Consider the following 15,948-nt stretch of genomic DNA (forward strand, 5'->3'; position numbering starts at 1 on the left):
GCTCATTGATTGGGGATCTTAATAGTGAATTTTGCCCCTTGTAACTGACTTTCTGTAATTGATAAGGTGCCGTGATAACTGCTGACAATTTCATGACACACAGCAAGTCCAATGCCTTGACCGGGGGATTGGGTGTCAGCGCGCACACCACGCTGAATGATGCGCGTTTTGAGTGCATCTTCAACGCCAGGGCCATCATCTTCTACGATTAACACAGTGCTGCCATCGTCATCAATAAAGGCTGTAACCTTGACCTGACTGATACACAATCTAAAGGCATTTTCCATTAAATTACCGCACAGTTCCATCAAATCACCTTTATTGACTGGAAAGCTAATATCAGAATTAATATCACTACTAAACTGCACTGACTTTTCATGATAAATCTTGAATAACATTTGTGATAACTGCTCAACCATGGGTAACACGGGCGTTTGCTCCTGTATTAGTCCTTGTCGGCCCACTAAGGCTCTTTTGAGTTGATATTTTACGAGTTGATCCATTTGTCCTACTTGCTGCATGATTTTTTCGCTCGCATCAGCCTTACTTAACTGCTGGTCGTCAGTAATGGCGTGAACCGCAGCTAAGCGGGTTTTTAGACTGTGGGCTAAATCATTCATGGCATTTTGATAGCGAGTTTGCTGTTCGCTAGATTGGACTAATAATTGATTTAACGCTTGAGTAACGCCTTTTAATTCTTGTGGGTAATCACTTGATAGTGTTTGTTTTTTTCCCTTAGTGATTGCTTGTAGTTCTTGTTTAAGGGTTATCATTGGGTGCATGCCCCAATAGGCTGCACTGATCAGTAGTATGAAGGCTAAACCTAGTACAACGGCCAGTCGCAGATAAGTTAACCGTTTAAAGCGTTTGAAGTCTCTTTCAACGGTTTTTGCATCTTTGAGCACTATCATGTTGTATTGCTGTTGATTCAATTCAACCGGTAATTGATAGGCAAAATAAGACTTATTATTTGCCGTGGTCAGATAATAGGGCGGGGATGTATCGGCAATGGTTTTAAATCGGCTACAAATGTCATTGATGCCGTTTTCTTTTGCCAGTGTAGAGGTCCAAATTTGGCGATAATTATCCCCACAACTGGCCATAATATAGCGTTTCTGCCTATTATTTTCTTGTAGCCAATTGTTATTTTTCGGAATTAAGTCGTGCTCTCTTAATTCGGCTGCAATTTGAGGCATTTCAGCGATTAGTTGCGAAGTTTCGACATTGTAGCTATTTTGGGCGTGTAAAATGGTCAATGACCAAGCTAGGCCAAAACCAACAAGTGCAATAATCGCTAAGGATGTGATTAACATCCTCGTGAGCAGACGCTTTTTGGGTTTAAATCTTAGCTGCATGGTAAGTTAAATTTATATCCTTGACCGCGTATTGTTGCGATGGGGTTTTCAATAGCGCCTTTAGTCAATTTTTTTCTGATACGGCTTACCATTACCTCGATAGTATTAGGGTCACCTTCTTTATCACCATAAATCACATCAAGTAAGCGTTGCTTGGCAACGACTTCATGGCAATGACGCATTAAATATTCCAAAATTAAATATTCAAAGGCGGTGACTTCCATTGGCTCATCATTTAATGAGACTTGTTTAGCGGCTAAATCAAGCTGCAGAGCACCTGAGCTGATGGTCGATTTAACAAAGCCTGCACTACGGCGCACAAGAGCGTCGAGGCGAGCGACTAACTCTTCTTTTTGAAATGGTTTTACCAGGTAGTCATCTGCACCGGCATTAAGGCCTTCTACTTTATCTTGCCAGTTAACTCTCGCGGTTAAGATGAGAATAGGAGCTTTGACGCCTGCATTTCGAATTTCAGAAATCAATGTCATGCCATCTTTATCGGGCAGGCCAAGATCAACGATGGCAATATCAATAGGGTAGTTAGTTGCTTGATAAAAGCCTTCTTTAGCCGTCAAAGCCACTTGGACTTGATTGCCTAATTCAGATAACTGCACATTTAGATGGTGCGATAAAATCGGATCGTCTTCGATTACCAAAATTCTCATAGGAAATACTCTTACATTGTTAATCGTTAGATATTATCAGCCTAATACTTAACTGTAGCTGACACAGAGGCATTTTATTTTGAATTGTTAACCTCTAGTTCAACAGGTGCGTGGATATTAATGACATTGCAATGGTAATAGCGACGCCAAGGAAAATAATACCGGTAATGATATTAATTATATTATTGCCTTTAGCCATTTTGTGTTGAATGTTGGGGTTGGTTAATATGATGGCGAGAAAGCAAAACCAAATGATAGATAAGCCAAATAATAAGCTAGCTGACGCAAATTTCGTTTCTATAGTGACCTGTGGTGTCACCAGTACGGTAAAAATGGTGATAAAGAATATTAACGCTTTAGGGTTAAGCAAATTAGTATAAAGGCCAATTTGAAAGCCTTTTAAAGCAGACATAGTGCCTTGGTGAGGGAGACGGCCATTGATTTCAGTTTCATCAGATGATGCTTGAGTTTGTGTATATGCCCGATATGAGGCCGCTAAAGCGCCATAACCCATCCATGCCAAGTAACTCACCCCAATAATTTGCACCACTATGTAAGCCATTGCAGATTGCTGGATCATGATGCTTATCCCTAAAAGTGATAGCAAACTGTGCACCAATATCGCGGCACTTATTCCTACCGCGCACATGATTGCAGTGCTGCGAGTTTGTTGTGTGGCTGTTTTTACAATAATAGCGAAATCAGGCCCTGGGCTAATTAATGCTAAAGAGTGAATAACGGCAAGGGTTGAAAGCAGGGTAAAATCCATTTTAATCTCATGAGTTAAGCATCTGATTAGTTAGGTTATAACACAAATAAAAAAGGCGCCATAATATGGCGCCTAAATATTTAATGCTAATGTATTTTACGCTTTGACGTTTTTAACTTGATCTTCAAAGCTCGCACTTACTTTACCCGCTTGTGAATCATTGAATACAGCTTCATTGAACTCACCTTCAGATTTGGCAATGACGATAGTTGCGACTGAGTCACCCGTTACGTTAACCGCGGTACGGATCATATCAAGTAGACGATCAACACCGATAATCAATGCAATACCTTCTACAGGAAGGCCGACTTGGTTGAGCACCATGGCGAGCATGATTAAGCCAACGCCAGGAACGCCAGCAGTACCAATGGATGCCAATGTCGCAGTAACAACCACTGTTACATAATCCATTAGGCTCAGTTCAATACCAAATACTTGGGCAATAAATACCGTTGCCACACCTTGCATAATAGCGGTGCCATCCATATTGATGGTAGCGCCTAGGGGTAAGGTGAATGAAGCGACTTTATTATCAGCACCTAAACGGTGTTCACACGTCTCGATGGTAACAGGTAAGGTTGCATTTGAACTTGCAGTACTGAAAGCAAATAATTGCACATCACGGATTTTACGTAAGAACATTAATGGGCTTAAACCTGAGAATGCCTTGAGTAACGTAGGGTAAACAACCAGTGCTTGCAGAAGTAATACAAAAATTACTAAGAAGAAGTATTGAACTACGCTACCGAATGTTTCTAAACCTAGGGTTAAGCTTAGTTTTGCCATCAGCGCAAATACACCATAAGGCGCAAGTTGCATGATTAAAGTAACCACGCGCATGATGACTTCATTTAAATCATTAAATAATGCCGATACACGTGCGCCGCGCTCGCCAATGTGTGAAATTGCAAAACCAAAGATGACTGCAAAAATAATGATTTGCAGCATGTTGCCTTGGCTCATGGCTTCAATTGGGTTTGTTGGTACGATATTAATCACGACTTCAGCAAGGCTAGGGGCATCTTTAGCGCTGAACTCCATCGCAGAGGTTGCCAGTGATGCGTTACCAGGGTGAACGAGAATGGCCATTGAAATTGCGACCGTTAAAGCAATCGCGGTGGTGAACATGTAAAACGCAATGGTTTTACCACCAAGTCGGCCTAATTTGGACGGGTCACTCAATGAACAGGTACCACAAACCAGTGATACGAACACTAGCGGAACCACTAACATTTTTAAACTTGAAATGAAGATGGTTCCAACAACGTGCAAGATACCTTCAGTAATATAATCTTTTACGAATAAACTATCGGGGAACACATTTCTTAGAATTAATCCAAGAATAATACCCGCTGCCATACCTATTAGTATTTTGCTTGTTAAACCAAGCTTACTTTTATTAATCAAAACTACATCCTTCCCATCATTTTTATAAGTATATTTTTTACATTTTTAAGCCTATCAGGAAACGAAATCTTATGAAACGGGGTAAAAGTTAAAGTTTTTGAGGATAAATGTGGAAAAAAACAGTAGAGTAAAGAGAAAGTTGCAATATTTTTGTTTGATATCGCTTACTAAGTAACTATTATAATTCATAAGTACGAGTTTAATGTAACAGGGAGACTGACAATGAGGTCAGCACAAAGACTATTTTTAGCGCTTTTAAGTTCAATATTTCTATTTGCTTGTAGTGGTGGTGGAAGCATTTCCGATGATGGTAATGGAGGGACGGATCCTGATCCTGTCACAATAGATGTCGGATTAACTATTTCCACACAAGATGTAGATGCAACTGCCGGTGCTGAATTAACAGCAACTGTGATTAACTCGTCCACTGGTGCCGTTTCAGGTACTTTGGTTACTTTTGCATTAAATAATGCCGAGCTTGGAACTTTCAATAACGAAACTGCTACAGCAGTGACTAATTCTGAAGGTGTGGCAACAATCACGCTTTTCTCTGCTGATATTGCCGGTTCTGGAACTGTGACAGCATCTATTGATAGTGGTGAAAGTGATTCTGTTGCTTTTACTATGGTCGGTGATGGCAACGGCGGCGGCGGAGTTGATATTACCACTGTAGAGTTAGCTTTATCGAACCAAGTTATATCGGCAATTGATGGCTCAACTCTTACAGCGTTAGTTTCAAATTCCATTGATGGTGTACTTGCTGGTGAATTGGTTACTTTTGCACTAAATGATTCAAATCTAGGTACGTTTGATAACGCGACTGCATCAGCAGTGACAGATTCTGATGGTATCGCAACCATAACACTTTATTCAGCTGAGATAGCAGGCTCTGGTTCAGTATCTGCATCAATAGAGTCAGGTGAAACAGACAGTAAAGCTTTTACAATGCTTGGTGATGGTGGCGAAGCAGGTGGTGGTGCTCAGGTAACCTTACAATTATTTGATTCTGCCGGTGAAGCTGTTGATACTATAAGTACTTTATCTCCAGGCGTCTTAGTTGCAACAATTACTGGCATTAATAAACCTACTATCGTTTCTTTTTCATCTGAAATTGGTGATTTACCGATTACTTCGGCTGTTACTAATGATGAAGGGAAAGCATCAGTAGATATTTATGCAGGAAGCTCTCTGGGTGCAGGATTGGTGACGGCTTCATTATCAAGTGGTGAAAAAGGTGAAACCATCGTTGTGGTTGGTGCAACCAATGTTGAAATGGGTAGCGGTACACCTTTTGAAAAAGGTGTGGCACAAGTCAGTACTGCAGAATTAACTGCAGGTGGCACGGCAACAGTAACTGTTCTTATTCAAGATGAAGATGGTAATCCATTTACCCAACCTATTGATGTTAACTTCTCTTCAACCTGTGCGACAAAATCTCCAGCTCAAGCCGAACTTAGCTCACCAGTGTCCTCGTCAAATGGGGTTGCTACATCAACCTATCTTGCTCAAGGTTGTGTGGGTGAAGATCAAATTAATGTCACTGCAAACGCGGGTGGCATTAGCTTATCTGCGGTGGCAACTTTAAACATTTTACAAGCAGATATCGGTAGTATTGTATTTGTTGAAGCACAGCCTGAAAATATAGGTATATTGGGTACTGGTGGAATCGAATCATCAGTAGTTAAATTCCGCGTGTTAGATAAAAACAGTAATGTTGTTGCTAACCAAGCAGTAGATTTTTCATTGAATACCATAGCGGGTGGTATTTCAATCGACCCGATTACTGCAACGACTAACAATGAAGGTATTGTGCAAACTGTTGTTACTACAGGTACAGTAGCGACATCTGTGCGTGTGACCGGAACTGTGCAAGGCTCTAGCCCTGTCATTTCAAGTCAATCAAGTCAGCTTATCGTATCTACGGGTATTCCAGATCAAGATAGTTTCTCGCTTTCTGCTGAATTATATAATGCAGAAGGTTGGGATCAAGAAGGAACCGAAGTTGTTGTTACTGCACGCATGGCAGATGCATTTAATAACCCAGTTCCTGATGGGACGACAGTATCTTTTACCACTGAAGGCGGTGCGATTGAAGATGCATGTCAAACATTGAATGGCGTATGTTCAGTCATATGGACGTCGCAACTTCCTCGACCAGAAGGTAATACATTTACCGATGCTTTAGGGAATCAAACTATCAGTCCTCAAGCATCACTTAAATGTTATAAATTAGCTGATAAAACAGAAGATCCTACTTGTGCAGAAGCAAACATCGTTTATGGTAATTATTATGGTCAGCCATATGGTGGACGTGCAACGATTACAGCAACGGCAATTGGTGAAGAGTCTTTCCCAGACTTAAATGGTAATGGCCGTTTTGATGCAGATGAATACAATGAGTTTTTAAATGGTAAAGATGTTACAGGTCAAAAGTTTGATTTAGACGATGCCTTTAATGACTACAATGAGGATACTGTTTTTAACCCTCAAGCAGAGGATGCTTTAAAAGGACTTGATGGTGGCTCTCTTGAAGAGTTAATCGACTTCAATGTTAATACTGTTTTTGACAAAGCTGATGGCTTATACAATGGCGTACTTTGTTCTGAACCGGCTCATGATGGTTGTGCTGACGGTATCAATGAAGAAAAATCATTATTTGTTCGCCGCAGTATTGTAATGGTGATGTCGGGTAGCACTGCAGTGGCAACACTACCGACTGAGATTGTTGTTGAGGATGAAGTGATTGGTGTTGATGATGCGGGTGATCCTGCAGTATTAGGCAGAAGACACTTTGCTGCTTATTATGATTTAACTGGGGATTTAGTTAGTTTCCCAATTCAAATTATTGGCAAAGGCTCTGCAGCAGTCTATTTCACACTTTCTGATTTACATAATCAGCAGTTACCCGCTGGTAGTATTGTGACATTTGCGGCATCTGCAGGTTCAGTAACTAGTACCTCTCAATATATTTGGCCAAGTTCTAATCATAATGGTGGCCGTTCATTTGCAGTGTTATTGAAAGGTGAAGATGAGCCGAATAATGGAGTGTTCTCTGTTAAAGTAGAAACTCCAGGTGGAACAGTTACAGAAGTTATTACTATCCCAATTAGTATTCTATAAATAAATAGAGTTAATAATTGAAAAAGGGCGCTCAGGCGCCCTTTTGTTTTTAATATTATTTCAAAGCTACTTCTGAAATTGATAAACACTGCCAAGCTTTAATATCTGAGTTAACTCATCCAATGCAGTGCGCGATTCTATAATTAACTGCGGATCGGCTAAATCAGCCACAACTAAGCTGTCACGGTAATGCTTGTCTACCCATAGATTTAAGCGGCTAAATAAAGCGTCATTCATCAAGGTGTTTTGATTGACTGCGGAGATTTCTAATTCACTCATGGCAACACGTAAACGCAAACAAGCAGGGCCGCCGCCATTTTGCATACTTTGTTTTACATCAAAATATTTAACGTGTTTTATCGGCGTTCCTAAAGTCACAAGCTCATTTAAATAAGCATGGACTGCCGGGTTTTCTTGGCAATTTGTTGGGGCGATTATCGCCATTTCACCGTTTGGCAAGGTGATAATTTGCGTGTTAAACAAATAGCTTTTAACGGCGTCATTGATGGACACTTGCGAGGTGGCAACTTTGATAAAGTGCACTTCTGTATTCATCTTATGGCGAATTTCTTCGAATTTTGCATCAGTATTTAAAAATGCTTGTTCATGATAGAACAACACATTTTGGTTACCGACAGAAATAACATCATTATGGAAAACCCCCTGGTCAATCACATCAGGGTTTTGCTGTATGAAAACGCAGCTTTCGTCATCGATTTGATGTAACCGCGCTACCGCTTGCGATGCCTCTAATGTTTGCCTTGCTGGATATTTAGTCGGTTTAACTGCATTTGGGTTAGTCGCTTCTTGACCGTAGACAAATAACTCAACCCCAGCATGACCATAATCACCACACAAACGGGTGTGATTAGCTGCGCCTTCATCGCCAAAGCTTGCATGTTCTGGTAAATGTTGATGATGTTTAAAAAAACGTTCGTCTTTAAATGTGGCCTTTAAAATATTCGCCGTAGTTATCGGTTCTATACTACGGTGTAACTTATCTACCAAATTTGCTGGCGTAAAATGAACCTTGCCATCTCGACTGTCAGCACTGGGTGACACAGTTGCAGCATTAGCGGTCCACATAGATGAAGCACTACAGCAGGCATTGAGTAATGCAGGAGCTTGCTTGGCGGCTTGTGTTAACACTTCAGCGTCAGAGCCAGCAAAACCCATACGGCGTAGCGAATAAAGGTCTGGACGCTCTTGAGGGGCTAATACACCTTGAATCATGCCAAGATCTGCGAGTGACTTTGCTTTTTGAAGCCCTTGCTTAGCGGCAGCCTTAGGGTTTGATGCTTGGGCCGCGTTACTGTATGAAGCAACGTTACCAAAAGATAGCCCTGCATAGTTGTGCGTTGGCCCGACTAGACCATCGAAGTTCGCTTCAAAGTGCTTCATTTATTTTCCTTAATAGTCATTCTTATTGTTATTTAAATAGGTTTTTTACGATTTAATTTTGTGAAATTACCGTCAGTATACTGATGATATAAGGGTTAACAAGCGGTGACTCGGGTCGCAAATATTGAAAAAGTGACTAAACATGCACAAGTTTTACTTGCTAGACCCTAAATAATGAAATATTACTTTTTATTAACGCAATATTATTTTTTCTCCTTTTTTATAATTGATTAAAAAATGGCTCGCTGGACACATATTAGAGGTATTTACTTGAAACATTCGTCTCAACACTCTATATATGGAACCAATTTATATCTGTTAGAGACTTTTTGGCGCAAATTAAACTATGGGTAAATCACTAGTTATTGTCGAATCGCCGGCCAAAGCCAAGACTATTAATAAGTACCTTGGTAAAGAATTCATCGTTAAATCGAGTGTAGGTCACATCCGTGATTTGCCTACATCATCATCGCCAGACAGCACGGTAGCGACTAAAACGCCGGCTGAAGTTAGAAAAATGGCGCCTGAAGAAAAAGCTAAATACAAACTCGCGCGGGATAAACGTGCTTTAGTTGCCCGTATGGGGATTAACCCAGAAAAAGGCTGGGCGGCTAAGTATCAAATCCTACCAGGTAAAGAAAAAGTCGTTAAAGAGCTGCAAGCATTAGCTGAAACTGCTGACCACATCTATCTCGCAACCGATTTGGATAGAGAGGGTGAGGCAATTGCATGGCATTTGCAGGAAATTATTGGTGGTGACGAATCTCGTTATCAGCGCGTTGTGTTCAACGAAATTACCAAAACAGCCATTCAAGATGCATTTAGCAAACCATCTGTACTTGATACCAACATGGTTAACGCACAACAAGCGCGTCGCTTTTTAGACCGAGTTGTGGGTTTCATGGTGTCGCCATTACTTTGGAAAAAAGTAGCTCGCGGTTTATCTGCAGGCCGTGTTCAATCGGTAGCCGTTAGACTGGTAGTTGAGCGTGAAGGTGAGATTAAGGCATTTGTCCCTGAAGAATTTTGGGATGTGCATGCTGATTTAGCAACTTCGCAAGCTCAAAAGCTAAAAATGCAAGTGGCAAAATATCAGTCGGCGGCCTTTAGTCCAATTAATGAAGCTCAAGCTCAAGTAGCGTTAGATGCGTTAAAAGATTCAAAGTTTGTGGTTACCGGTCGTGATGATAAAGCGACATCAAGTAAACCATCAGCGCCTTATATCACCTCAACATTACAACAAGCAGCGAGTACTCGTCTTGGTTTTGGTGTTAAAAAGACCATGATGATGGCGCAGCGTCTTTATGAAGCAGGGCATATTACCTATATGCGTACCGACTCGACTAATTTAAGTCAAGAAGCGGTAGATGGTGTACGGGAAATGATCGCTTCTGAGTACGGCAACGACTATTTACCAGAAAGCCCAATTCGATATGGTAGTAAAGAGGGCGCTCAAGAGGCGCATGAGGCTATCAGACCGTCTAACGTTAAAATCCTATCAGCTACAATGACTGATATGGAAAGAGACGCTCAGCGCCTTTATGAGCTTATTTGGCGCCAATTCGTTGCATGTCAAATGAATCCAGCTAAATATGATGCGACTCGTTTGACTGTGACTGCAGGTGATTACGAACTTAAAGCCAGTGGTCGTACACTGCGCTTTGACGGTTGGACTAAAGTGCAACCGCCAATGGGTAAGAAGAACGAAGAAGACAAGACTTTGCCAGTGGTTAATAAAGGCGATGTGTTAGATCTAAATGAATTGTTACCTAAACAACATTTTACTAAGCCGCCTGCACGTTTTAGTGAAGCGTCATTAGTTAAAGAGCTTGAAAAGCGCGGTATCGGTCGTCCATCAACCTATGCAACGATTATTTCAACTATTCAAGACCGCGGTTATGTAAAAGTAGAAAACCGTCGATTCTTCGCTGAAAAGATGGGTGAAATTGTTAGTGACCGTTTAGTTGAAAGCTTCAGTGACATTATGAACTTTGACTTTACAGCTAGCATGGAGCAAACCCTTGATGATGTCGCTCAAGGTAAACTTGAGTGGAAAAAAGTCCTTGATGGTTTCTATGGCGATTTAACTAAGCAACTTAAACATGCAGAGTTAGATCCGGAAGAAGGCGGCATGCGTCTTAATGAGATGGTGCTGGCTGAAGACATTAAGTGTCCAACCTGTGGTCGCCCAATGGGTATTCGTACCGGCACCACCGGTGTGTTCTTAGGCTGTTCTGGTTATGCTTTACCGCCAAAAGAGCGCTGTAAAACCACCATGAACTTAACACCAGGTGAAGAAGCTGTCAGCGACAATGAAGATGCTGAAACTGATGCACTGCGTGCTAAACATCGTTGTGGTAAATGTGGCACCGCAATGGACAGTTATCTCATCGATGAAGAACGTAAATTACATGTTTGTGGTAATAACCCAACCTGTGAAGGTTACGAAATCGAAGCTGGTCAATTTAAGATTAAAGGTTATGAAGGACCAATCATTGAATGCGATAAGTGCGGCAATGATATGGAACTTAAAAATGGCCGCTTTGGTAAATACTTTGGTTGTACCAACACCGAATGTAAAAATACCCGCAAGTTACTAAAAAGCGGCGAAGCGGCGCCACCTAAAGAAGATCCTATCTTCTTACCTGATTTGAAATGTACTAAGTCTGATGCACATTTTGTATTGCGTGACGGCGCGGCAGGTATTTTCCTTGCAGCAAGTACGTTCCCTAAATCTCGTGAAACACGAGCGCCTTTGGTTGAAGAACTGGTTCATTATCGTGAGCAACTTTGGCCAAAATATCAGTACCTTGCCGATGCGCCAGTTACCGATGATGATGGTAATAAAGCCGCAGTTAAATTTAGTCGTAAAACCAAAGAGCAATATGTTGCTACTGAAGTTGACGGAAAAGCCACTGGTTGGTCATCAAAATTCATTGGTGGCAAATGGGTGAGCGAATCAACTAAGAAAAAGCCAGCTAAGAAAGCGGCGGCCAAAAAGCCAGCAGCGAAAAAAACAGTAAAGAAAAAGGAAGATTAATCTTCTTTCTCTAACAAATTAGCGATTGAAAAAAATGGGACCATAGGGTCCCATTTTTATTGCTCAATTTTCATGTTTTTAATCATCTAAATAAACAGCTATAGGATAATTAGCATTGCTGTTTTGATTATTAGGGGGCGATTATATTTCACTCAATAAAAAACCTCCGAAGAGGCTTTAAAATCTGTAAATTAAATAAGTTAACCCGTTACCACTTCTTTTTAGGTTGAAACAACATATCAATATCATCACCTTCATTTTTATTCGGTTTTACTGCATCTGGGATCACTTGTTTTTGCTGTGAGTTAATCTCACTGAGTAACTCCTTTGCTTCGTCAACTTTGCGGGAAATAAATGGGTCATCCGGGGTTTTCGCTTTAATCGCTTGCAGTGTGGCTAGCGCCTTCGACACCATTTGCTTAGAAGAGCCAAATTGTTTTAGCGAATTAGACGCTCTTGCTCTTGAAAGCATGGATTCAACATTGATGCGTAACTGGTAACTGTCGATACGACTTTCTGCTTCAGCAAACACCTGCGGCTCTATTTTACCTTTATTATTTTCTGCCCGAACAATGGCTTTTATTTTTTTAAGCATTTGTACTAATTCTAGAATTTGCTTGTCATTGTCAGGTAAACGAAAGTTTTCTATGGCTAAGGCTTGCATTGCATTGTTATTTAAATTGGTTATTTGCGCTTGAATATCAATTTGTCTGCGTTGGTAATCCGCCTGCTGAGGCTGATTTACTAAATAGGACACCGACACCTGTAGGGCTTCATTGATGCGTTTATATAACACCAAAATAATACTGCTAGGAAAAGAAGCTAAGCCGGTGCTGGAAAGTACTGACTCAGTTTCATCTATGATGGCTCGCTGACGTTTTAATTCCATTCGGCGTTCGGCTTCAGCACGCTCTTTTTGTTGTTGTATCAGACTGATACCAATGATGAGGAGAAAAAGTGCACCTATAAGGATCAGTACCAAAGTAAAGGTCATGTGGTTTCCATTCAATAATAAAATTGGACAGTGGCTTAACTGCCACTTTTATAAATATCTAAGCTGGTATTCTAGCTTATGAAAAAGTGTGTGTCGTAAAAAAGTCTTACATTGTGACGAAAAATTGTGGAAATAGTGACACAGTGGTCAAGATTAGCATTACAGAGCAATAACATGCAAAACTCTCAATGTTGTTATTACTGTTTGCATTAATATTTTAGATGTTCTATAACATTTAGCTATAAGGTTAAAATAATATGTGATTGGCAAGGGTGAAGGTCGTAACATGAAATTACAGCAACTAAGATATATTGCCGAAGTGGTAAAACATAATTTAAATGTCTCGGCTACCGCTGAAGACCTTTATACTTCTCAGCCGGGGATCAGCAAACAAGTACGGATGCTAGAAGATGAGTTAGGGATCCAAATCTTTGGTCGCAGTGGTAAACATCTTACACATGTGACCCCAGCAGGCCAAATGGTCATTGATATTTCTAATGACATTTTGGGTAAAGTTGAAAGCATTAAAAAAGTATCAGAAGAATATACCCAGCCTAACCAAGGCGAGCTGAATATCGCAACAACAGATACTCAGGCCCGTTACGCTTTACCGCAAGTGATTAAGCCTTTTATTAAGCGCTATCCGAAAGTTAACTTACATATGCACCAAGGTACGCCATCGCAAATTAGTGAACAAGCTGCTCGCGGTGATGCCGATTTTGCCATTGCAACTGAAGCTATGCATCTGTATTCAGACTTAATTATGTTGCCTTGTTACCATTGGAACCGTTCTGTGGTGGTGACCAAAGATCATCCGTTGGCCAATCGTAAAACATTAACCATTGAAGATTTAGCTGAATTTCCGTTAGTGACTTATGTGTTTGGCTTTGATAAAGCCTCAGAAATAGAAAAATCATTTAATAAAGCCGAACTTGAGCCCAGAGTGGTATTTAGTGCCACGAGCGCTGACGTGCTAAAAACCTATGTCAGATTAGGCCTAGGTGTGGGTGTTATTGCTTCTATGGCCATTGACCCAATTATTGATAAAGACTTGGTTGCCATTGACGCAAGTCATTTATTTGCCCACAGCACCACTAAAATAGGCTTTAGACGTGGCAGCTTTTTAAGAAGTTACATGTATGACTTTATGTATAACTTCGCCCCGCATCTCACCCGTGATGTGGTAGAAAAAGCGGTTGCGTTACGTGATCAGCAATTGATTGATGAAATGTTTGCAGGCATGACGTTACCTGTTCGCTAGTTTGAACTTGAAGGGGGCATAAGCTGTGTTCAAACAAAAAAATCTCGCGAATGCGAGATTTTTTATTTGAAGCTGATAGCAAGTTAACGTGATTTAGTCTGGTGCGTAACCATGCACGCCAATCGCTTTATCATCTAAATAGGCGATGTTATCCACCATTTTTAAACGCTGTAAGCTGAACCACTTAACGACCAGTGGGTAAATAGCATGCTCTTGTTCATGTACACGTGCTGCAAGCGTATCAACATCATCTTCTTCATAAACCGGTACTTTAGCCTGCAAAATCACAGGCCCAGCGTCAAGCTGCGGAATAACAAAGTGCACACTGGCGCCATGTTCAGCATCTTTGGCATCTATGGCTCTTTGATGGGTATTTAATCCAGTGTATTTAGGCAATAAAGAAGGATGGATGTTGATCATCTTTCCCAGATATTGGCTAACAAATTCATCAGATAAAATCCGCATAAAGCCAGCAAGTACAATTAAGTCAGGTTGATATTTCTCGATGGCTTGCTTCAGGCGTTGATCATATTGGACTCGAGTTTCATCTTTGCGTGCAATAACGCAGCTAGTATCAATTTCACTCTGATGCGCACGGATTAATCCATAGGCATCAGGCTTGTTACTAATTACGCCGACTACCTCAGCACTGACATTGTCATCGCAACCATCAATAATGGCTTGTAAATTACTACCATTACCAGAGATGAGTACTAGAACACGACAGCAATCAGTCATCTAGTTAATCTCCACTTGCTCTTCGTCACCTTGGCGAGTAGCAATTTCACCGATTAACCAAGCGTTTTCACCTTCAGCTTGTAGCAAGGTTAATGCGGCATCAACTTGCTCTGCTGGTAAGGCGATTATCATGCCTACACCGCAGTTAAAGGTGCGGTACATTTCAAATTGTTCAATGTTGCCGTTTTCCATTAACCAATCGAAAACCACAGGCCACTGCCAAGAATCACCTTTGACAACGGCTTTGCAATCGTTTGGCAGTACACGAGGAATATTTTCCCAGAAGCCACCGCCAGTGATATGAGCCATGGCATGCACTTCTGTTTGTTCAAGCAGCTTTAAAAGCGGCTTAACATAAATTCTTGTTGGTTCTAACAGATGATCGATTAGCGGCTTACCGGCTAAATCTTGCTTAGGATCCGCTTTGCTTACTTCAAGTACTTTACGAATTAAAGAATAACCATTTGAATGAGGACCAGTAGAACCTAGTGCAATTAACGCATCGCCAGATTTTACTTTAGTACCATCGATAAGGTTTTCTTTTTCAGCAACACCTACACAAAAGCCTGCTAAGTCGTAATCTTCACCTTCGTACATGCCTGGCATCTCAGCGGTTTCGCCGCCAATTAAGGCACAACCAGACTGAAAACAGCCTTCTGCAATGCCATTAACAACTGAAGTTGCTGTTTCGACATCAAGCTTGCCTGTTGCGTAGTAATCAAGGAAGAATAAAGGCTCTGCACCAGATACGATTAGGTCATTAACACACATAGCAACTAAATCAACACCGACAGTGTCATGCTTTTTGTAATCAATGGCTAAACGCAGTTTTGTACCAACACCGTCAGTACCAGAAACTAATACAGGGTGTTTATATTTAGTTGGTAGCTCGCATAGCGCGCCAAAACCACCTAAATTGCCCATAACTTCAGGACGATGAGTGCGTTTTACTGCAGTTTTAATGTTATCTACTAATGCATTACCAGCATCGATATCAACGCCAGCGTCTTTGTAACTAAGTGGTGTAGGAGTAGTCACGGAGGATCCTCTAGGGTACATCGTTTTATGGGATTTTATGCGGCGATATTCTAACAGCTTGTGATCGTCGTCGAAAGCCATCATTTGGATTTATGCGCCCATGAAAACAGTTTTCTGTAATAGTTTTATTGTTTTAGCGTGAGATTGTTTGCAAATATGA

At 41.0% G+C, this 15,948-nt stretch carries 11 protein-coding genes; 3 read left to right on the forward strand and 8 right to left on the reverse strand.

Annotated elements, in window-relative coordinates; all coding sequences use genetic code 11:
* Window positions 1–2: 2 nt before the first annotated feature.
* From BCU57_RS04275 to BCU57_RS04290, 4 genes are all read right to left on the reverse strand, one after another.
* The gene (locus tag BCU57_RS04275; RefSeq protein WP_102439767.1) at window positions 3–1,355 is read right to left on the reverse strand and encodes an ATP-binding protein; all 1,353 of its coding nucleotides are present in this window, start codon (window positions 1,353–1,355) and stop codon (window positions 3–5) included.
* On the reverse strand, window positions 1,346–2,020 hold the full coding sequence (locus BCU57_RS04280) for a response regulator (RefSeq protein ID WP_102439768.1): 675 nt from the start codon (window positions 2,018–2,020) through the stop codon (window positions 1,346–1,348). Before BCU57_RS04280 ends, BCU57_RS04275 begins: the two co-directional genes overlap by 10 nt.
* Window positions 2,021–2,114: 94 nt before the next feature.
* Complete coding sequence (locus tag BCU57_RS04285) at window positions 2,115–2,789, reverse strand: LysE family transporter (protein WP_102439769.1); 675 nt, start codon at window positions 2,787–2,789, stop codon at window positions 2,115–2,117.
* A gap of 96 nt (window positions 2,790–2,885) precedes the next feature.
* Window positions 2,886–4,196 carry a dicarboxylate/amino acid:cation symporter gene (locus BCU57_RS04290; RefSeq protein WP_102439770.1) on the reverse strand — a complete coding sequence of 437 codons (1,311 nt, stop codon included), beginning with the start codon at window positions 4,194–4,196 and terminating at the stop codon, window positions 2,886–2,888.
* A 624-nt stretch (window positions 4,197–4,820) separates the two neighbouring features.
* Between BCU57_RS04290 and BCU57_RS04295 the strand changes: the two genes are divergently transcribed.
* On the forward strand, window positions 4,821–7,316 hold the full coding sequence (locus BCU57_RS04295) for a hypothetical protein (protein WP_413211447.1): 2,496 nt from the start codon (window positions 4,821–4,823) through the stop codon (window positions 7,314–7,316).
* A gap of 66 nt (window positions 7,317–7,382) precedes the next feature.
* Here the strand turns inward: BCU57_RS04295 and astB are convergent, their stop codons facing one another.
* On the reverse strand, window positions 7,383–8,717 hold the full coding sequence (astB, locus tag BCU57_RS04300; protein ID WP_102440493.1) for an N-succinylarginine dihydrolase: 1,335 nt from the start codon (window positions 8,715–8,717) through the stop codon (window positions 7,383–7,385).
* Window positions 8,718–9,063: 346 nt separating this feature from the next.
* Here astB and topA point away from each other — a divergent pair, with 346 nt between their 5' ends.
* Window positions 9,064–11,757, forward strand: a complete 2,694-nt coding sequence (gene topA / locus BCU57_RS04305) for a type I DNA topoisomerase (protein ID WP_102440494.1) — start codon at window positions 9,064–9,066, stop codon at window positions 11,755–11,757.
* A 208-nt stretch (window positions 11,758–11,965) separates the two neighbouring features.
* Here the strand turns inward: topA and BCU57_RS04310 are convergent, their stop codons facing one another.
* Window positions 11,966–12,751: a hypothetical protein gene (locus BCU57_RS04310; RefSeq protein WP_102440495.1), complete on the reverse strand. Its 786-nt coding sequence runs from the start codon at window positions 12,749–12,751 to the stop codon at window positions 11,966–11,968.
* A gap of 286 nt (window positions 12,752–13,037) precedes the next feature.
* On the opposite strand from BCU57_RS04310, the gene cysB reads away from it, so the two are divergent.
* A complete protein-coding gene (gene cysB / locus BCU57_RS04315; protein ID WP_102440502.1) occupies window positions 13,038–14,012 on the forward strand; it encodes an HTH-type transcriptional regulator CysB in 975 nt (324 codons plus the stop codon).
* Window positions 14,013–14,105: 93 nt separating this feature from the next.
* Here the strand turns inward: cysB and purN are convergent, their stop codons facing one another.
* Together purN and purM are read right to left on the reverse strand one after the other, a co-directional pair.
* Window positions 14,106–14,750 carry a phosphoribosylglycinamide formyltransferase gene (gene purN, locus BCU57_RS04320; RefSeq protein WP_102440496.1) on the reverse strand — a complete coding sequence of 215 codons (645 nt, stop codon included), beginning with the start codon at window positions 14,748–14,750 and terminating at the stop codon, window positions 14,106–14,108.
* Window positions 14,751–15,788: a phosphoribosylformylglycinamidine cyclo-ligase gene (gene purM, locus BCU57_RS04325; protein ID WP_102440497.1), complete on the reverse strand. Its 1,038-nt coding sequence runs from the start codon at window positions 15,786–15,788 to the stop codon at window positions 14,751–14,753.
* Window positions 15,789–15,948 lie beyond the last annotated feature (160 nt).

The organism is Shewanella sp. 10N.286.48.B5, assembly GCF_002874355.2.
Lineage (GTDB): Bacteria > Pseudomonadota > Gammaproteobacteria > Enterobacterales > Shewanellaceae > Shewanella.